At 61.2% G+C, this 19,510-nt stretch carries 17 protein-coding genes; 4 read left to right on the top strand and 13 right to left on the bottom strand.

What is annotated here, in order from left to right:
- Nucleotides 1-53 precede the first annotated feature (53 nt).
- From G3T16_RS08895 to G3T16_RS08875, 5 genes are all read right to left on the bottom strand, one after another.
- On the bottom strand, nt 54-443 hold the full coding sequence (locus G3T16_RS08895) for a type II toxin-antitoxin system VapC family toxin (protein ID WP_163494762.1): 390 nt from the start codon (nt 441-443) through the stop codon (nt 54-56).
- Nucleotides 433-687, bottom strand: a complete 255-nt coding sequence (locus G3T16_RS08890) for a type II toxin-antitoxin system Phd/YefM family antitoxin (protein WP_163494760.1) — start codon at nt 685-687, stop codon at nt 433-435. Before G3T16_RS08890 ends, G3T16_RS08895 begins: the two co-directional genes overlap by 11 nt.
- A gap of 170 nt (nt 688-857) precedes the next feature.
- Nucleotides 858-1,295 (bottom strand): HNH endonuclease signature motif containing protein, encoded by a 438-nt coding sequence (locus G3T16_RS08885; RefSeq protein WP_197911976.1) that lies wholly within the window; start codon nt 1,293-1,295, stop codon nt 858-860.
- On the bottom strand, nt 1,288-1,767 hold the full coding sequence (locus G3T16_RS08880) for a DUF222 domain-containing protein (RefSeq protein WP_163494757.1): 480 nt from the start codon (nt 1,765-1,767) through the stop codon (nt 1,288-1,290). The genes G3T16_RS08885 and G3T16_RS08880 overlap by 8 nt, the downstream gene beginning before the upstream one ends.
- A gap of 198 nt (nt 1,768-1,965) precedes the next feature.
- A complete protein-coding gene (locus G3T16_RS08875) occupies nt 1,966-2,562 on the bottom strand; it encodes a YhgN family NAAT transporter (RefSeq protein WP_163494755.1) in 597 nt (198 codons plus the stop codon).
- A 156-nt stretch (nt 2,563-2,718) separates the two neighbouring features.
- On the opposite strand from G3T16_RS08875, the gene G3T16_RS08870 reads away from it, so the two are divergent.
- Both G3T16_RS08870 and G3T16_RS08865 read left to right on the top strand, forming a co-directional pair.
- A complete protein-coding gene (locus G3T16_RS08870) occupies nt 2,719-3,858 on the top strand; it encodes a tetratricopeptide repeat protein (RefSeq protein ID WP_163494753.1) in 1,140 nt (379 codons plus the stop codon).
- Nucleotides 3,859-4,069: 211 nt separating this feature from the next.
- Nucleotides 4,070-5,224, top strand: coding sequence for an aspartyl/asparaginyl beta-hydroxylase domain-containing protein (locus G3T16_RS08865; protein ID WP_163494752.1), 1,155 nt, complete (start codon nt 4,070-4,072; stop codon nt 5,222-5,224).
- A 6-nt stretch (nt 5,225-5,230) separates the two neighbouring features.
- Here G3T16_RS08865 and G3T16_RS08860 read toward each other — a convergent pair whose 3' ends face one another.
- The 7 genes from G3T16_RS08860 to serA form a co-directional block, all read right to left on the bottom strand.
- Nucleotides 5,231-5,497, bottom strand: a complete 267-nt coding sequence (locus tag G3T16_RS08860; RefSeq protein WP_163494750.1) for a hypothetical protein — start codon at nt 5,495-5,497, stop codon at nt 5,231-5,233.
- A gap of 157 nt (nt 5,498-5,654) precedes the next feature.
- Nucleotides 5,655-8,522, bottom strand: a complete 2,868-nt coding sequence (locus G3T16_RS08855; RefSeq protein WP_232059321.1) for a TonB-dependent receptor domain-containing protein — start codon at nt 8,520-8,522, stop codon at nt 5,655-5,657.
- 209 nt (nt 8,523-8,731) lie between these two features.
- Nucleotides 8,732-9,196: a hypothetical protein gene (locus G3T16_RS08850; RefSeq protein ID WP_163494747.1), complete on the bottom strand. Its 465-nt coding sequence runs from the start codon at nt 9,194-9,196 to the stop codon at nt 8,732-8,734.
- A gap of 16 nt (nt 9,197-9,212) precedes the next feature.
- Nucleotides 9,213-12,200 (bottom strand): TonB-dependent receptor, encoded by a 2,988-nt coding sequence (locus G3T16_RS08845; protein ID WP_163494746.1) that lies wholly within the window; start codon nt 12,198-12,200, stop codon nt 9,213-9,215.
- Nucleotides 12,201-12,293: 93 nt separating this feature from the next.
- Entirely contained in the window at nt 12,294-13,274 is a 981-nt protein-coding gene (locus G3T16_RS08840) for a FecR family protein (RefSeq protein ID WP_163494744.1), read from the bottom strand.
- 163 nt (nt 13,275-13,437) lie between these two features.
- Nucleotides 13,438-13,977 (bottom strand): RNA polymerase sigma factor, encoded by a 540-nt coding sequence (locus G3T16_RS08835; RefSeq protein WP_232059320.1) that lies wholly within the window; start codon nt 13,975-13,977, stop codon nt 13,438-13,440.
- 146 nt (nt 13,978-14,123) lie between these two features.
- Complete coding sequence (gene serA, locus G3T16_RS08830; protein ID WP_163494741.1) at nt 14,124-15,353, bottom strand: phosphoglycerate dehydrogenase; 1,230 nt, start codon at nt 15,351-15,353, stop codon at nt 14,124-14,126.
- A gap of 118 nt (nt 15,354-15,471) precedes the next feature.
- On the opposite strand from serA, the gene G3T16_RS08825 reads away from it, so the two are divergent.
- Nucleotides 15,472-16,872, top strand: coding sequence for an FAD-binding oxidoreductase (locus tag G3T16_RS08825; protein ID WP_163494740.1), 1,401 nt, complete (start codon nt 15,472-15,474; stop codon nt 16,870-16,872).
- A gap of 24 nt (nt 16,873-16,896) precedes the next feature.
- Here the strand turns inward: G3T16_RS08825 and rpiA are convergent, their stop codons facing one another.
- Nucleotides 16,897-17,571, bottom strand: a complete 675-nt coding sequence (rpiA, locus tag G3T16_RS08820; RefSeq protein WP_163494738.1) for a ribose-5-phosphate isomerase RpiA — start codon at nt 17,569-17,571, stop codon at nt 16,897-16,899.
- Nucleotides 17,572-17,818: 247 nt separating this feature from the next.
- Here rpiA and ilvA point away from each other — a divergent pair, with 247 nt between their 5' ends.
- The gene (ilvA, locus tag G3T16_RS08815; RefSeq protein WP_163494737.1) at nt 17,819-19,354 is read left to right on the top strand and encodes a threonine ammonia-lyase, biosynthetic; all 1,536 of its coding nucleotides are present in this window, start codon (nt 17,819-17,821) and stop codon (nt 19,352-19,354) included.
- Nucleotides 19,355-19,510 lie beyond the last annotated feature (156 nt).

Genomic DNA, 19,510 nt, shown 5'->3' with positions numbered 1-19,510 from the left:
CATTAACTTCAATAGCTATCTGGCGCGAGCCAGGCAACAGGGGTTCCACCCCACTAACACTGTCGAGATGGAGTGAATTTCCGAACACCCAGGCCATCGATATACCGGAAATCCCGGTAATTGGCAGTGACAAGCTCCAGGCTCGATTGAATGCCGGTCGCTGCGATCAGGGCATCGCCCAGGGTCAGGGCACGGCTCTGGGCATGTTGTTTAATTAAAAGGCGGGCGATGATGCTAATGTTTTCATTCAATTCCAGAATCCGGATGTTGAATGCCTGCAATAGCCTTTCTACCAGTCGGGCTTTGTTTTTGCTACTTGCCCCCTGTATTAGCTCCATGTAGGTGATAGCGCTGATGTGGATATTCTCTGTTCGTTCGATAAGGTCAATAGCCTTGGTGTTCTGCTTTTCCAGATAAATGAAAATATTGGTATCAAACAGCATGACTGCGTCCCTTCCGGCCGGACTTGATTCTTTCCAGCTCGGCGTCCAGGGATATATCTTCACCGAGTTGGAAAAACGCTTTTAGCGCTTGAGCCCGTTCGTTTTTGTCAGTTTTTCTGTTGCTGGGTTTGATAATGCCGATCACCTGTCCATGGCTGGTTAGCTCAACTTCTTCCCCCCGTTTCAACGCTTCTTTTAACTCACGGGCGTGGGTTCTGAGATGGGAAAATGTTATCGCTTGCATGGCAGTTGCCTTGAGCGTGATGGGCGTTCGGGAAGTATAATTCAGGGATCTTGTTTTGTGCAATATGAAGTGTACAAAATGGAGTTGGGTTCAGCTCGATCCTGACGGTGATCACGGAGAACGGTGGCGCTGGTGGACGACGGCGGCGGCAACCCATTGGAGTTCCACAGCTATGATCCGTTCGGCAAGCTCAGACGTGGCAGCGAGGCACTCAAATCCCCTTGCCTTTGGAGCAATGCATCTACCGCCATCCCGTAGTCACAACTTTCCCCCGCCCAGCGGGTTACTGCCGTTCTGGGATTGATATCCGGTGCAATGTTTCGCAGCGCGGTGCCGGACGTTTCCGCGGAAGCGTCCGGGAACTGGGGAGCAAGGCTTGTTTCCAGTATGTGGCCCGCGGGTGTCTTGAAGACGAGCCGCCTGCCAGTTCCGTTGCTTTGGGTGGAAAGGGTGAATGCGCCCCGGTGCAACTGCCTGTGGTGGTAGCGGCACAGGGTCACCAGATTATCGAGACTGGTCTCGCCGCCATCTACCCAGTGCCGGATATGGTGCGCATCCACATAGCGCGACTCGCAGCAGCCGGGGAAACGGCAGGTCCTGTCACGCATTTTCAATGCCCTCCTCCTGCTCCAGTTCCGCGTCGGCATCGTTCTTGCGGGTCACCTGCCTGTATTTGCCCACCACTTTTTCAACATGGCTGGCGGTGCCGTACTGGGCGATACGCAGCAGAAAGTCCTCGTTCTCCGGCGTTGCCACCCGCGTCATGGCTCGCACCTTGGAGTAGCTGATCTCACCGGCGGCGAAGGCCGTGTCGATCTGCGGCAGGGATTCCAGGCAACCCGCCACCCGCACTTTCTCCCGCGCGGCGCTCAATGCAATGCCGCATTTCCAGTTCAGCCAGTGGGCGCAGGAGCGCACGGTGCCGCCACCACTCCAGCCCTTGCGTTGGTCGAATTGGGCGATGAGTTTGAGCAGCCGATGGTTGGCGGCATTGATCTGGCCGGCGAGAAGTGTGATTTCGTTGGCGAGATGGTCGGTGTCAAAGTCGACGGGGATGGGAGGGAAGGCGAGATTGGTCATGGGGGCTGTCTTCCTGATGCTGTGTATTTGTGCAGTATTAAGTGTAGGGCTTTGATCTGGAATGGCAACGTATTGGACTGTTTTGATGGATGGGGATTGGCGGGATCGGGCTGGGCCGTAGTTCGCAGTAAGCAATAGGTCATTGCCGGGGGTAGTCCTTCGGAATGTGAGGCCGCGAACCCGCGAACCCGCAATCCGCTACACCGTCGAAAGGTTCAGGAACGTCCGTACCCCGTCAAAGAACATCTGCACCGCGACAATCACCAGGATCATGCCCATCAACCGCTCCATCGCGATCAGGCCGCGCGCGCCCAGGGCCCGCAGCAGCAGCGGTGATGCCATCAGCAGGACGGCGCAGACACCCCAGGCTCCTACCACCGCGAAGGTCCAGTCCAGCATGCGTTCCGGATCCTTGTGCACCAGCAGCATGGTGACGGCGAGTGCCGAAGGTCCGGCAACCATGGGAATTGCCAGCGGCACGATGAAGGGCTCGCCGTCCGGGGTATCGCCCATCATGCCCTGGGGGTTCGGGAAGATCATGCGCAGCGCGATCAGGAACAGAATGATGGCCCCGGCGATACTGATCGATTCCTGTCTAAGGTTCAGTACTTCCAGCACCGTGGAGCCGGCATAGAGAAATACCAGCAGCACCGCCAGGGCAATCAGCAGCTCCCGCAGAATCACCCACTGCCGGCGCTTGGCCTCCACATCCTTCAGTACCGACAGGAATATGGGTACATTGCCCAGCGGGTCCATTACGAACAGCAGGGTGATAAAAGCAGAAACTGTATCCATGTTCGCTCCCTATCGCGATCTCGCGGCGCCGCGAAGTATAGTTGTTATCACTGTCGGGGCTCAAATGTGGACCATCCCGCGGTAGTGCCCGCAGAGGCGAGTTAGTGCTATGCTCTGGCAAGAGGCCACTTTGGATACCGTACTGCGAGGCCCGCCATGTTGTATCGCCACCTTATGCGCACACTCATTACCGCCCTGGCATTGTCGACACTCGCTGCCTGCGCTGTCCAGCCCCCGGTGCAGCGCGCGGTTTCCGTCAGCCGTGCCCAACTGCTGGCCGGTGAGCGCCTGGATGTGGCGCCGGAGGCAGCCCTGGCGCCGGTGGCATTGACAGCAATCAATGAGGACATGCGGGCCTTTCTGCGGCAGCACGTACCGCCGGATGCCGGTGACAGCCGGAAAATACACCTCATCCTGCAGGCGATTCTCAAGGACGGCCTGCAGTTGCGCTACGACAATTTCCGCACCTATACCGCTGAAGAAGCCTTCTACAGCCGGGAAGGCAATTGCATGTCCTTCACCAACCTGTTCGTGGCCCTGGCGCGGGAAGCAGGGGTGAATGCCCGCTACCAGGAAGTGGAAATCCCGCCCTCCTGGGCCGCCGAGGGGGAAACCTGGCTCTACAACCTCCATATCAACGCGCTGGTGAAGCTGCCGCATGGCGAGCAGGTGGTGGACTTCAATCTGGAGGAATACAACCGGGAATTCCGCCGCCGCATTCTTAGCGACGAAGAGGCCCTGGCGCGCTACCACAACAACATGGGCGTGCACTGGATGGGCGAAGAGAATCCGGAGCGTGCTTTGCTGCACCTGCGGGCCGCACTTGAGCTGCGCCCGCGCACGGCCCATGTATGGACCAATCTGGGTACCCTGTACCGCCGCGAGGGAGACCCTGAAGCCGCCGAGGCCGCTTATTTGCTGGCGATCGATATCGGTGATGAGGCCGCCGCCCACAGCAACCTCGCCCGGCTCTACCACGAACTGGGCGAAGCAGATCTGAGCGCCTGGCACCGCGACAGGGTGCAGCTGTTCCGGCGCAAGAACCCCTATTATCTGTATCACCTGGCGGAGCAGGCCTATGCCAACGCCAACTACCCGAAGGCTCAGCGCCTGCTGCAGGGAGCGATCCGCCAGCACCGGCAGGAGCACGAATTTCACCGGCTGCTGGGACTCACCTATCTGCAATTGGGTGACAGGAATGCTGCCCGCAAGCGATTCCAGCAGGCGCTGGAGTTATCCCGGGACGAGGACCAGCTCCGTTATCGACACAAGCTGGATCTGCTCGCGGAGCGGTAGTAGTTATCCTTGAGCGGGCGGAATTGGTCTCCCCTGTCTGCTACCATTAGCTCTCTTGGACGACGGTCGTCGATGGCCGCGACGCCTGGCTGCTGTCGCGCCTGTCGCGGCAGAATCTGCGTTGATATCTCGGGGATGGCATGGAAAAGCAGCAACACGACAGGAGTGACCACGGCGAGGCTCCTGCTCCCGCTCCACAAGGACGGCGACTGTGACCACCGGCGGTGATCAGCGTTTGCAGCGGGCCCTGGCGGCGCTGCGCAATGGCGATGCGGCGGAGGCGGCGGAATTGCTGCAGGCGTTGACCGCAGCAGGGCCGGTGGCCGCTTCCACCTGGCTGGCCCTGGCTTTTGCCAGGGTCAACCTGGATCAGGCCGATGCCGCGCTCGCGGCCGTGGACCGGGCCCTGCAGCTGGAACCGCGCAACCTCAGGGCGCTGCTGTTCAAGGCCGATCATCTGGACCGCCTGGGCCAGGCCAGCACTGCGCTGCAGTTCTATCAGGCCGCGCTGCGGGTAGCTGCAGCCACGCCGCAGTTGCCTGCCGACGTAGTCCAGGGCTTGAACCGGGCGCAGGATGTTTGCGACCGCCGGGCGGCACAGTACGAGAATTATCTGTTGGAGACGCTGGAGGACGCGGGTTTCAGTCGCCGTGAACACCCGCGCGTTGCCGAGTCCCTGGACATCGCCTGTGGCAAGGCGCCGGTGCAGTTGCAACAGCCCACCCGCTTCTATTTCCCCGGACTGCCGCAGCGGGCTTTCTATGGCCGCGAGGAATTTCCCTGGGTGGCGGAACTGGAAGCCCAGACCGATGCGATCCGGGAAGAGTTGTTGGCGATTTCCCGGGACGACCGTCATTTCCAGCCTTATCTGGAGGTGAACGAACATCAACCCATCCTGAATAGCAGCCGCAATCTGGGTAGCATGGACTGGGGTGCCTGTTACCTGTGGCGCGAGGGCGAGCGGGTGGCAGCAGTCGCCGAGCAGTGTCCCCGGACTGTGGCCGCACTGGAGCAGGTACCGCTATGCCTGATTCCCGGCCAGATGCCCTCGGTATTGTTTTCCCGGCTCGCACCCGGCGCGCGTATTGAACCGCATCACGGCGCCGTCAACAGCCGCCTGATCTGCCATCTGCCGCTGGTGGTTCCCTCCCATTGTGGCGAGTTGCGGGTGGGCAACTACAGCAGGGCCTGGCGAGAGGGCGAACTGCTCATTTTTGATGACAGTGTGGAGCACGAGGCCTGGAATCAGAGCCAGGAACCCCGTGTGGTACTGCTGTTTGATATCTGGCGCCCGGAACTCAGCCCGGAAGAGCGGGGCTGGTTGTCGCAACTGTTGCAGGCAGTGAAGGCCTACAGCTTCGAGTGAGAGGCTTCAGATACCCTCGCCTGCGGGGCCATGGGTAGAGGTACGCTGGATATCTTCAGTGGCTTCCCGGCTGTCCCGGGCATCCTGTCGCCACTGGGCTTCGGTCTTGCACACTTTGGTACCCAGGCGTGTGCCCGTCTTGATCATGGTCTTGCAGCGCATTCCTTCCTGATCGGCCGCCGCAACCTGGTTGGCGGGATTGGCGGTGCCGGCGCAGCCGCTAAGCAATGAGAGGAAGCCTGACAGTAACAGAGTCGTTGCTAGAATTCGCATGGGGTAATCCTTGTATCGTTTGTTGAAGTTTTCCACTGGAGGGCGGTCGAGTCAACCCGGGCCCTGGTCCAGAGAAAGCAAACCCGGCACGGGGCCGGGTTTGCAGTGATTCCTGATGTGTGGCACTCCCCGGGCGGGCCGGGGAGTGCAGCGGGCATCAGAAGCTGACGGTGGCACCGATGTACATGTAGCGGCCAAGGGCGTCGTACATCCCCGGGAAGGTGTTGCCATTCCCGTTGTTGGACGGACCGGCACCATCACCCACGATGGGCGGATCCCGGTCAAACACGTTGTTCAAGCCCAACCGGATGGAAGCACTGTCCATGACATCCCATACCGCTGCGACATCAAAATAGTTATAGCTGTCGATATCAACGTTGTTATTGATATCATCGGTGCCGCCGATGTGGCGCCAAAGTACACTGGCAGTCACGTTCCACGGGGTCAGCCAGGTAGCGCGAAGGTTGTTGCGGAAATCCGGGGTCGGATAACCACAGGGGCCACCCCAGGTGCCGGCACAGTCAACGGTTTGCGCAGCGGCAAACTCCTGCTGGTCCCACTTGTCGATGATTGACATGGTGTTGTTGAAGGTCAGGGTGCCCATGTCGCCAAGCCCGAGAGCGTAGTCGACGATGATATCCCAGCCTTCCACTTCCTCCAGTGCCAGGTTCTCCAACAGCGCTACAATGTGGCCGCTGCTGTTGACATCGGAGCCCAGCCACAGGTCACCGAGGGGACCGCGGTTGATTTTCGCGCACTGGCTGTCATCGCCTGCTATGCATTCGTCCAGAATGGTTTCAGGATTCGGCGTATCGATGCCCTGCTCGATTTCGATGGAGTACCAGTCCACGCTCAGGGTCAGGTCTTCCACAAAGGTGGGGGACCAGATAAAGCCCAGCGAGTAGGTGTCAGATTCTTCCGGTTGCAGTTCGGTGTTGCCGCCCTGCAGGTAGTTGTACTGGCCGGCGAAGGAATCCACGAAGTCGTTGTACAGCTCGGGAGGCAGGCCCGTACGCTGGCACTGTTCCATGCTTGCAGTAGGCGGATCACCGTCCGGGCTGGTGGTGCAGGGGTCCTGGGTCATGTCGAACAGGTTGAAGCCCGTGGGCAGAAACAGTTCACGGATATTGGGTGCCCGCACTGCGCGCTGATAGCTGCCACGGAGCTTGACGTCGCTGTTGATCGCCCAGCCGCCACGAACACCGTAGGTATCGGTGGTCACCCCGGTGGAGTAGTCGGAGTAGCGATAGCCCAGGTCCATGGTGACTTCTTCCGCGTAGGCAGCGCCTTCAACCAGCGGGATGCTGATCTCGGTGAAGTATTCAGTAACGTCGTACTCACCGTTCACCGGATTGGTGGCGCCACCCTGGCCGGCCCCGAGGCCCAGCTGGAAGCCTTCGTCCGGACTGAAGTTCAGGCTCTCTTTGCGGTATTCAGCACCGACTACCACTTCCACGCCACTGTTGGCAGAGGGCAGTTTGATGCCGTAGTCACCCAGGCTGCCGGCCAGGTAGCCGGAGAAGACTTTCTGGTCCGTGGTGCCGCGGGCGAACAGCGGCAGTTCCATGTAGTCCGCCGCTGCCGGATCGACAGCGCCGGTTTCCCATACGTTCCAGGGCACGCAGTTCGGGTCAGTGCCGTCGACCACGGACTGGCAGACGGTGCTGGTTTCGCCGGTTTCGGGATCAGTGAACTCGACCGCCTCGAGCGCATTGGCGATCTTGGCGTTGGAGAGGTCGTTGTTGTAGGTGTTCTCCATCGACACTTCCGAATACAGGCCGTAAATGTCATAGCGCCAGGTTTCGTTAATGTCTCCGCGAAAGCCGAACACGCCACGGAAGGTAGTGTGGCGCAGGTCCTGGTTGCGCGGGCCGCCTTCGACATTGCGGCGCAGCAGGGTGATCGGCAGGGTGCCGTCGTCATTCAGCTCATCGGGGTCGCTGAACAACTGGCTGCGTTGCTGGTCGGACAAGAAGGGGTTGCTGCTGCGCAAGTCGAACGAGACGCCAAAGGCACCGGAAGGCGCGATTTGCGCGTTTGTCCGGTTGTCCATGAAGCTCAGTTCGGTATAGGTCTCGACATGCTCATTGATCTGATAGCGCCCGAAAACCCCGCCGGTGTAGCGCTCGTCGGGGCGCTGATAGAAATTCAGCGGTCCGTAGTTGTACACCTGGCTGCCGGGCACGACCTGGTCACCCTCGACATAGAAGTTGCCGACAGGAGTAATGAAGGTGCCTTGAGCGCTGGTACCGGAGCCGCCACAGCTCCCCACGTTCACACCCAGTGCGCAGGCGGAGTAGTCGCGTTCGCTCTGCAGGACCGGATCGATTTCGCGGTAACCCGCATAGGCAGTGACGTTGCCGCGGCCGTTGTCGAAGTTGCCGCCCATGACCAGCGACCAGTTCTGGATTTCACCGTCGGTATTGCTGCCGGTCGGGACGGGGAAGCCGGCATCCTGAACGATATTGCGGATGCCGCTGTTGTTGTTGTCATGCTGGTACTGGCTGAACTGGTAGTCGAACTCGACCCCTTCGAAATCATCGACCATCACGAAGTTGACAACACCGGCCACCGCGTCGGAGCCGTAGGTGGCGGATGCGCCGCCGGTCAGCACTTCCACCCGCTGGATCAGCGCTGCGGGAATCTGGTTGATGTCGGCGCCGGTGCCGCCCTGGATGGGAGAGCCAGCGGGCAAACGACGGCCGTTGACCAGCACCAGGGTGCGTTCGTCGCCAAGGTTGCGCAGGTTCAGGGTGGCGGTGCCGGTGGCGCCATTGGCTTGGCTGGAGTTCTGGTTGGAGTATACCTGGGGCAGGTTCTTCATCAGGTCTTCAACCCGGGTCGTGCCCTGGAACTTGAACTCCTGTGCATCGACCTGGGTGACCGGGCTGGCGGACACCAGGTTGGCCCTCTGGATCCGGGAGCCGGTAACGATGACTTCCTCGACCAGCAGCTCTTCCTGGGCGTTGGCGACGGACGGCATTACTGCCGCGGCGCCGAGGCCGAGGGCGGCAGAGACTGCCACAGTAAGACGATTTTTCCTTAACATAGTAATACCCCTGTACTTGATTAAGCATGCTATTGCCTGTGGCTGGAGCCACTGGATACAGACATTAGACGAATTGCAGGGGGCGGTCCTCAAAGTTCCCGTCGTATTTGTGACATATTCACGCTATCGGCCGGGAACTTGCCAAATTACCAGAAATTGTGGGCCCAGGCCGGCGCAAAGAAGGCTCAGCGAACCCGGGTGACGCCGACTGACCTGCCCGAGGCCTGCAGCGTCATCTTGTAAAAACCCAGCAGGTTTTTCTCGATCACTACCGCGGTGTCGTCGCCGTTGTAGAAATAGCGTCCCCGCAGCCGCTGCTGCCAGACCTGGCCGTTGTCGAGATGAAACAGGGTGTCCCCGGTCCAGCCCGAGAACGGCGGTTTGATATTGGCCTCTATCCGTATCGATTCATCGGCCTTGCGCACTTCCTGATTGCTGCGCAGCAGCTCAGGCGCTTCCTCTACGGTGTAGCTGACCAGCCAACGGTTCAGGGCCGCGCGCTCTTCTTGGCTGAGCCGGTGCAGGCCGGCGGCGCGGAATTCCTCCTCGCTCATCAGTTTGCGGATGCCGGGAAAGTCGGAGTCTGCCGCCAACGCGGCAGGGCCGCTGCAGACCAGCGCCAGCAGGAGGGTATAAAACAGGTTGCGCATGGGAACAACTCCGGGGTCAGAAGCGCTGGCTGAGACGGGTGTACCAGAAGCGCCCCTTGAGTTCGTGGGTTCGAGCGTCAATGTTATCGTTAAACGCAGAAGCTGCCAAAGGAGCAGCCTCATCGAGAATATTGTCCAGCCCCAGGGTCAGACGCAGTCCTTCCAGGACGTTGAAATTATAGCTCAGCTGCAGGTCGTGCACAGTCCAGGAGTCGATCAGTCGCAAGCGATTGCCGCCCGGTACCTGTTCTTCCATTGCACTGACATGATGAACGTCGTAGCTGGCCTGCCAGCGTTTGCGCTTCCACTGCAGTCCCAGTTGCCACTTCCACTCGGGGATGCCACCCAGGCCCTCGGAGGCTTCGTCGCGGAAACTGCCGGAGAGGTCCACCTCCTCGGCTCCGGCTTCAAGCTGGGCCAGGTACTCGTGGATGTAGGCGGCGCTGCCGGTCAGCGACCACTGGCCCCGACCGCGGCGCGGGAAATGGTAACTCAGTCCCAGGTCCGCCCCCTGGATCCGGCGCCTGCCGGTATTGATATTGTTGGCGTTGATGCGCAGCAGGTTGCCTTGCGCATCGCGGATGACACTGCTGTCAAAGCTGCCGTCGCGGGCATTCTGGTTGACGATGAACTGGGCGCTGGACGAGACCACATCCCGCTGCTCGATCTGGAACAGGTCCATCGCCACCCGCAATCCGGTGATCGCTGCCGGCGTCCAGATCAGTCCGGCGGTGAAGGATTCGGAGGTCTCTGCGTCCAGGTCGGGGTTGCCGCCCCGGACGGTCAGGAACTGGTTGCGGGTGGGGTCCGCCTGCTGCTCGCAACCGGGCAGTACCCCGACATTGGCGGCCAGCGTGCAGGGGTCGGCGATGAAGGCCTGCTCTTCGCTGCTGCCCTCGTACAGCTCGTTCAGGCTGGGGGCGCGAAAGCCCCTGGCATAGCCGCCGCGCAGGGCCAGGGACGGACCCAGCTGCAGCTTCAGACCCAGCTTGGGGTTGGTGCTGGCGCCAAAATCACTGTAGCTGGACTGGCGCAGCGCGGCTTCCAGTTCCAGTGAGCGGCCGCCCGAGTGGCTGCGCCACAGGGGCAGGCGGGTTTCTGCGTACAGTTCCAGGATCTTGCGGTCGCCCCTGGTCGCCTCGAAGTTGCCGCCACCGATGGTGCCAGTGCTTGCCAGCCGGGCATCGGGGCGCTTGGCGGTAGCTTCGTGCCGGAATTCCACGCCCAATGCCAGGTCGCCCCGTCCCGTGGGCAGGTTGAGCAACGCATTGCTCAAATTGATGCTGGCACTGGAGAGTGTGGAGTGACCTCTGACGTCACCGTCCAGGATCAGGTAGTCGACCTGGTCTGGTCCGATGCTGCCCGCGGGGCCCAGCAGGTTGACTGGGACACAACCGTCGATTGCCGCACCCCGGCACTGGTCCGGTGAGCCCACAGCAAGGGCCAGGCGATCGGCGTCGACCAGGTTGCTCACAGTCTCCCGGGCCTCGCTGCGGCTCCAGTTGTAGCCCACGTCCCAGTGCCAGTCGGCATAGAGGCCTTCGACGATGGCACTGATCCGGGCGACCTTGGACTCGTTGCGCTTCTGGCGGGAGGGAAACTCCAGCAGCCTGCGGCGCACGTCGGTCAATTCGACCTCGAAAGGATTGAACGGGTTGTCAGCGGCAACGCTGATCGGGGTTCGCTCAAAGGCCGTGAAAATCGGCGTGGGCGCCAGGGTTGCGTTGGCACTGGTCTGCAGGTAGCTGACGTCCAGCAGCGTCGTCACCTGCTCATTCAGGTCATAGCTGGCATTGGCATAGACGCTGCTGCGCCGCATCGGCACCACCGCACTGGTAAAAGCCTGGAAATCGAACAGGTCCTCGTCCGTTGCGGGTCGGTAGCCACCGCTCCTGTCAGCGATCAGGGTGCGGCCATCCGGCAGTACGATGCGGGCATCGGGCGTGGCGCTGGAGCGCTGGTCGGAACCTCCCAGGGCGCGGGTGTCGGCACTGCGGGACACCGCCCGATCGCGGCTGAACAGCGGTTCCTGTTCGTAGTGGGAGGCACTGATGAACAGGCCGCCATCACGAAAGCCGGTACCGTACTGCAGGGTCTGGGTGGTGGTGGTCAGGTCGCCGCGGGAGCTCTCTCCATAGTGAGATTCAGCCAGCACACCGTGGAAGTCACGCTTCATGATGATATTGACGACGCCGGCGATAGCGTCCGAGCCATAGATGGCGGAAGCGCCATCCTTGAGAATTTCCACCCGCTCCACGGCTGCTGGAGAAATGCTGTTCAGGTCCACTGACTCACCGGCGAGACCGTCATTGGCGATGCGCCGGCCATTGATCAGGATCAGGGTATTGCTGGCAGGCAGACCCCGCAAAGTAACCGTGGCGGTACCGTCACCACCGTTGGAAATGGCTGTGCTGGTGGAATTCCCGATCACTGCCGGCACGAACTTGAGCAGTTCACCCAGGGTCTGGGCTCCGCTGCGCTCGATGTCGGCGCGTACGAACACATCCACCGGAGCGCTGTAGCGGGTGGGGTCGCGGCGTATCCGTGAGCCGGTCAGCCGGCTGCCGTAGACATAGGTCTCTTCGATACCGGGCTCGTAGACGGGAAACCGGGCACCGGTTTCCCGCGGGCTGGCGCAGCTCTGGCCCGCCTCGCAACTGTCGGCATAGATCGCGATGATACGCCGGTCAATGAATTCCCAGGCCAGCCCGCTGTCCTCCAGCAGCGCGTTCAGCGCCGCCTCCGGGGCGAGTTGGCCGAATACCGCCGGTGCGTTGAGTTGGCGGGTGAGCCGGTCGGAGAACACAATCGGGGTACCGCTCTGGCGGCTGTACTGAATCAGTGCAGCGGACAGCGGGCCGCCCTCGATGGTGAACTGCACAGCACTGGCGGTTGTTTCCCGGGGGGGAGCACTCTGCGCGCACACCATGACGGCGGCCATCGCCAGCAAAACCGAAACGATGCCGTGCGCGAAGTACTTTGTCGCCCGCGACTCGGCAAGCATGCTGGGGACCCTGCCTGGTGGTTACAACTTGTTGATTATTGGTAACAAAAATCAACGGCACGACAATGTGCCGACCAGTATCGGTGTTATATCCTACTGGGGAGCTTTCAGCAACTGGACAGTGCGTTCATCCAGGCGTACCACCTTGAGGGCGAGGCTGCGTTCCAGCGCCTGCAAAACGCTGTCGGGGTGGTCGAGATTGAACACGCCGGAAACGGTGAGGTTGGCGGTGTCGCGGTCACCGATAAGGATGCGGGTATCGTGGTAGCGGGCCAGTTCCCGGGTCAGTTGTGTCAACGGCAGTTGCCGGGCCACCAGTTCACCGCGTTGCCAGGCAGTGGGGACGGCAAGATCCACCCGCTGACTCTGTCCCAGGCCGCGTGCCGAGGTGCGCAATTGCTCCTCGGCCCGCAGTATCGCCACCTGGGATGCACGGTTGGCGGTCTGACCAGGCTCGCTGACCTGGACAATACCTTCGGTGACGGTAATCGCGGTGTCATCGTCATTCCGGTAGATATTGAATGCGGTGCCGATAGCGGTCACCTCTGCGCTGCCGGCGTGGACCCGGAAGGGGCGTTCGGGATCGGGCTGGACCTCAAAGAAGGCCTCGCCACGCAGTAGCGTAATGGTCCGGGCCGCGCCGCTGTATGCCACTTTTATACGGGTGGAGGTGTTCAGGATAATGCGCGACTGATCGTCCAGGGTCAGTGTCCTGCGCTCGCCAAGATTCGTCTGATATTCTTCGATTGAAGGGGCATCAGTGCCAAACGGCAGCAAAAAGCCTGCAAACATGACGCTGGCGGCAAGGCCGATCGCGGCCCCCAGCCAGCGTCTGCGCGAACGGTTCACCGGCGCTGGCTGAGGCTCGTCAAAGGGGAGGTGCCGCACCGAGCCGAGGTCGTCCCACAGCTCCAGCATCAGATCCATGGCCTGACGATGGCCGGCATCGGCGGCCAGCCACAGGGCGAAGGCGCGGTGATCCTGCTCGGAGGCATCTTCGGCGCGAAACCGCGCTATCCAGCTCAGAGCTGTATCGCAGTCGCGTTCGAATTGCTCTGAAAAAGTCTGGTTCATCTCCGTTCCGGCCATGTGCGTTCCGTAGCAAGATGTCCCGGCCACCTCACCACGGATTCATCTTTATATTTGTCGATGTTAGTGTAACGAGAACCGGGGAAGTTCCCTCAGCAAATAATCTTGCAAAGCTGCACTGCATCACGTTTTCCCCCGCGGCCCCGTCTCATTCCGGCGGAAAGTATGCTGCCAGCCGCTTGCGGCAGTGCTGCAGGGCCTGCAGGATGTATTTTTCCACACTGGACACCGACACCTGCATTTCCTGCGCGATAGCGCTGTAGGACATGCCACTGCGGCGGTGGAGCAGGAAGGCCTGCCGCACATTCAGTGGCAGATCGTCCACCGCGGCAAAGATTATCGCCAATTTCTGCCTGGCGTCCAGAATCTGTTCGGGCGATACCCCGCTGGCATTGATGTCCACCGGTGCGGTATCGGCAGTGTGGCTGCGCTCCCGGCGGATAAATTGCAGGTGCAGTTTGCGCCTGCGCAGCTGATCCACCGCGAGATTGGTCGCTACCTGGAACAGGAAGGCCCGGGCATTGTCCAGATTTTCCGGGGACTCCATCCGGTGTAGCCGTAAAAAGGCCTCCTGGGCGATCTCTGCAGCATCCTCCGGATTGTCCAGCTTGCGCGCCAGATACCGCTCCAGCGCGGAGCCGTGTGCAGTGACCAGAGTCGCCAGAAATTGATCTTTATTGCTAGCCACGACGGATAGGTACCGGTCCTCGGAACAATGGCGGATAAAAGGTAGTAGTGTCGTCATGTTGCAGGCACGGGCCGGCGGCTGCCGGGTTGTGCCCCGTCAATGGTATCGCCACGGACGGCGTCAAGCCGGCCGTCCGGGTTGCAGTACTAGAATAATACGCGGCTACGTATCGTACCGTCTATGTTTGCGAGCTTCTCCAGCGCCACATCGGAGTATTCCGCGTCGACGTCGATGACCACATATCCCACGGCTTCATTGGTTTGCAGGAACTGGGCCGAGACGTTGACGTTATTTTCTGAAAAGGTCTGGTTGATTGCACTCATGATGCCTGGCACATTGTGGTGAATATGCAGCAGCCGGTGGCAGCCCTCGTGCTCCGGCAGTGCCACCTCGGGGAAATTGACTGATGAAGTGGTAGTGCCATTGTCGCTATAGCGGACCAGCTTCTCCGCCACTTCCATACCGATATTGGCCTGCGCCTCCACCGTGCTGCCACCGATGTGGGGAGTCAGGAAGGTGTTGTCGAACTCGCGCAACGGGGACTGGAATTCATCCGCATTGGAGCGGGGCTCCACCGGAAACACATCGATACCGGCGCCGCCCAGATGGCCGTCCCGCAGGGCCTGTGCCAGGGCGTCGATATCCACCACGGTACCCCGGGAGGCGTTGATCAGGATGCTGCCCCGGGGCATTTGGGCCAGTTGTGGTGCAGCTATCATATTGCGGGTGCCGCGGGTTTCGGGCACATGCAGGCTGACGATATCCGACTGTGCCAGCAGCTGTTCCAGACTGGGAAGCTGACGCGCGTTGCCCAGTGGCAACTTGCTGATCACATCGTAGAACTGCACCTGCATGCCCATGCTCTCGGCGATGACTCCCAGCTGCATGCCGATATTGCCATAGCCGATGATGCCCAGGCGTTTGCCGCGAATCTCGTAGGCATCCACTGCGGATTTCTGCCATTCGCCGCGATGGGCGGCGGCATTTTTCGCAGCCACCCCCCGCAACAGCAGGATGGCCTCGGCGATGACCAGCTCGGCCACGCTGCGGGTATTGCTGAAAGGTGCGTTGAAGACGGCGATACCGCGCCGGGTGGCGGCTCCGAGGTCTACCTGATTGGTGCCGATGCAAAAACAACCCACCGCGATCAACTTGCGGGCGGCATCGAACACCTCCTCGGACAACTGCGTGCGAGACCGGATCCCGACGAAATGTGCGTCGGAGATGGCCTGTCTGAGCTCCTCCGGCGCCAGCGCCTTCTGGTGCTGCTCAACGTTCTCATAGCCTGCCATGCGCAGGGTTTCGACGGCGGAGGGGTGAACCCCCTCCAGCAGCAGTATGCGGATCTTGCTTTTCTCAAGCGATTTCGGCGCCATACAGGTGATTACTCCTTCTTCATATCTGGCAATGGGTGGCGGGACTCAGGGGGCGCGTATGGTACCATACCCCGCCATTTTTTAGCGCTGTCCCCAGCAATCAAGCAAGGAGCCAACCGTGAACGCCGCCAGCCCTGAAGTCCTGTCTGCCTTGCGCGCCTGTGTGGGAGAGGACAGAGTCCTCGTCGATGCCGGGGCCCTGGAACACTATGGCCGGGACTGGACGCGGGTTCACCCCGCCGCGCCGCTGGCGGTGGTGCTGCCGGGGTCGGTCGGCGAAGTCCAGGCCCTGGTACGGTTGGCGCTCGAGCGGCAGCTGGCGCTGGTACCATCGGGTGGACGCACCGGACTCAGTGGCGGTGCGGTGGCGTGTCAGGGCGAGGTGGTGGTTGCCCTGGACCGAATCAACCAGATCACCGACTTCAACCCGGTGGATCGTACCGTGCGCTGCGGCGCGGGCGTGGTCACCGCCCAGTTGCAGGCTTTTGCGCAGGAGCGGGAACTGTTCTACCCGGTGGACTTTGCCTCCAGTGGCTCAAGCCAGATCGGCGGCAATATTGCCACCAATGCCGGTGGTATCAAGGTGATCCGCCACGGCATGACCCGGGATTGGGTGGCGGGGCTGAAACTGGTGACCGGTACCGGTGAGCTGCTGGATCTGAACCGCGGCCTGGTGAAGAACAACGCGGGCTACGATCTGCGGCAACTGGTGGTAGGCGCTGAAGGTACGCTGGGCATTATAGTGGAAGCCACCATGCGTCTCGCCCGTCCGCCGCAGGATCTGGCAGTGCTGGTGCTGGCGGTAGCCGACATGGCCGCGGTGATGCGGGTGTTGGAGGCCTACCAGTCGGCGATGGATCTGCAGGCCTTCGAGTTCTTCTCGGAGCTGGCCCTGCAGAAGGTAGTGGCGCACCAGGGCCTGCAGCGGCCCTTTGACACGGTGGCGCCTTTCTATGCCCTGCTGGAAGTCGAGCGGGGCAGTGCCGCCGACATGGAGCAGGCCATGGCGCTGTTCGAGCACTGTGCAGAGCAGGGGTGGGTGCTGGACGGGGTCGTGAGCCAAAGCGTGGCACAGGCGCAGGCCCTGTGGCGTTTGCGGGAGGACATATCGGAAACGATCTCCCGCTGGACCCCGTACAAGAACGATATCTCGACCACCATAGCCCGGGTCCCGGATTTCCTGGCTGAGATCGAGGCCGTGGTCAACGAGGCCTACCCGGATTTCGAGATAGTCTGGTTCGGCCATATCGGTGACGGCAACGTGCATCTGAACGTGCTGAAGCCGGATGCACTGCCGATGGCGGAGTTCCAGCAGCGCTGCTCGGAGGTCAGCCGCTGGGTATTCGAAATTGTGCAGCGCTACGAGGGCTCCATATCGGCGGAGCATGGCGTCGGCTTGTTGAAGAAGGCGTATCTGCACTACAGCCGATCACCGCTGGAGATCCAGATCATGCGCCAGATCAAGCAGGTGTTTGACCCGGCCGGGATCATGAATCCCGGCAAGATCTTCGACGCTTGAACGCCGCCGGGCCCCGCGGGCCGGCTACTGCGCCTTCAGGGTCTGGACGCCCGAATCGGTGCCCAGCAGCAACAGGTCCGCCGGTCGCAGCGCGAACAGGCCGTTGGCCACCACGCCGGTGATATTGTTGATCCGCTTCTCGATATCCAGCGGCTGCGGAATACTGAAATTGTGGACGTCGAGGATGATGTTGCCATTGTCGGTCACAACGCCCTCCCGGTAGACTGGATCGCCGCCCAGCTTGACCAGTTCGCGGGCGACATGGCTGCGGGCCATCGGGATGACCTCGACAGGGAGTGGAAACTCGCCCAGGGTATGCACCAGTTTGCTGCCGTCGGCGATGCAGATGAACTCCCGTGCCACCGCGGCGATGATTTTCTCCCGGGTCAGCGCGGCGCCGCCGCCTTTGATCAGCTCCAGTGCACGGTTGGCCTCGTCGGCTCCGTCGATATAGAAATCGACCCGATCCACCGCATTCAGGTCGAAGACCGGGATGCCGTGTTGGCGCAGTCGCTCGGCCGAAGCTTCCGAGCTCGCTACGGTGCCGTTGAGCTGGCCGCGCAGGGTAGCCAGGCCGTCGATAAACAGATTGGTGGTGGAGCCCGTGCCGATACCGAGCACGGTGTGCTCCTCCAGTTTTGGCCTGATGTATTCCAGCGCCGCAGTTGCGACTGCCTGTTTGAGTTGTTCCTGGGTCATCGCTGGTACTCCTTCAGGGCTGATCGAACCCGCCAAAATCATCTTGAAGGAGGATAGGCCTCCCGGGCCGGGTTACCACATTGCCAGTATAGGGCAGGGTGCCGGGCCGGTGAATCATTATCTGGCCGGCATGCCGCGGTCGGCCTGCCAAAAAAATACTCCGATGCCTGATCCTGCCGGGGCTGCAAATGTTGGCGGGCTCCATTACCATGGCCGGTTCATTCAGGCCAGCACAGTAGCGACAGTCATGCCCCATTCCTATATCAAACGCATTCTCGATGCCCGTGTCTACGATGTCGCGCGCGAGACACCGGTCGATGAGGCGATGTTGATGTCGCGGCGCCTGGGCAACCAGGTATGGCTGAAGCGCGAGGACCTGCAGCCGGTGTTCTCCTTCAAGCTGCGCGGCGCCTATAACAAAATGCAGAAGCTGACGCCGGAACAGCTGGCCTGTGGTGTGGTGGCTGCATCGGCCGGCAATCACGCCCAGGGACTGGCAATGGCCGCCCAGCGGATGGGTGTGAAGGCCACCATCGTGATGCCGCGGACCACGCCGGCCATCAAGGTGGATGCGGTGCGCAATCGCGGCGCGAAGGTGGTGCTGCAGGGGGATTCTTTCGAAGATGCTTCGCTGTACGCGCAAAAGCTGGTGACGGAAAAGTCCATGGTCTATGTTCATCCCTTCGACGATCCCGATGTGATCGCCGGCCAGGGCACCGTGGGCATGGAAATCGTGCGCCAGCACCAGCGACCGCTGGACGCGATCTTCGTGCCGGTGGGCGGCGGTGGCTTACTGGCCGGGGTCGCCGCCTATGTGAAATATGTCTGGCCCCAGACCCGGATCATCGGCGTGGAGCCCGCCGATGCGGCCTGTCTGCAGCTGGCCCTGGAACGTGGGCGGCGGGCGGTGTTGCCCGAGGTGGGCCTGTTTGCAGATGGCTGCGCAGTGGCCCAGATCGGCAAGGAGCCTTTCCGGGTGATCCGGCATACAGTGGACGAAGTGATCACCGCCGGCACCGACGAGATTTGCGCGGCCATCAAGGATATTTTCGAGGATACCCGGGCTATCGCCGAGCCTGCCGGCGCGCTGGCGCTGGCAGGCTTGAAGAAATATGTCGAACACAGCGGCGTCCAGCAACAGGAGTTGCTGGCCATCGTCAGCGGCGCCAACACCAATTTCGATCGTTTGCGCTATATTTCGGAGCGCACCGAGATCGGCGAGCAGCGGGAAGCCGTCATCAGTGTCACGATCCCAGAGCGTCCGGGCAGTTTCCGGGCCTTTTGTGGTGCCCTGGGGCGCCGCAATATCACGGAGTTCAACTATCGCTATTCCGACCCGGGCCAGGCGCTGGTTTTCCTGGGACTGTCAGTGGTGCCGGGCGGCGGTGATCTCGCGGAATTGCTGGCGGACCTGCAGCGGCAGGGCTACGCCACCGAGGACATGACGGACAATGAAATGGCCAAATTGCATATCCGTTATATGGTTGGCGGGCGCGCGCCCCCCGATCTGGAAAACGAGGTGGTGTACCGGGTGGAGTTTCCCGAGCGCCCCGGTGCGCTATTGAAATTCCTGTCGGGCCTGGGCCAGCGCTGGAACATCTCCATGTTCCACTATCGCAATCATGGGGCGGCCTATGGCCGCATCCTGGCAGGCATACAGGTGCCCCGTTCGGAGCGCCGCCAATTTCGCGAGATGCTGGACGCCATCAACTATCCCTACTGGGAGGAAACCGCCAATCGCGCCTACCAACTTTACCTGGGCCAGTCCCCAGAACGGGCTTGACACAGGCAAACCCTGATATTTCCTCACTTTCGGGCAATTTCGGGGTTCCTTTTGGGGGCTTTGTGGGCTAGACTCCGAAATGTTTGTGAAATAATGCCAAAAAAATCAGGGAATAAAGCCACTGCAACAAGCAATGGTGGGTGCGGGCAGGGGCCA

The organism is Kineobactrum salinum, assembly GCF_010669285.1.
Lineage (GTDB): Bacteria > Pseudomonadota > Gammaproteobacteria > Pseudomonadales > Halieaceae > Kineobactrum > Kineobactrum salinum.
The sequence above is the reverse complement of the archived record's forward strand: the minus strand, read 5'-3'. Positions and strand labels throughout refer to the sequence as shown.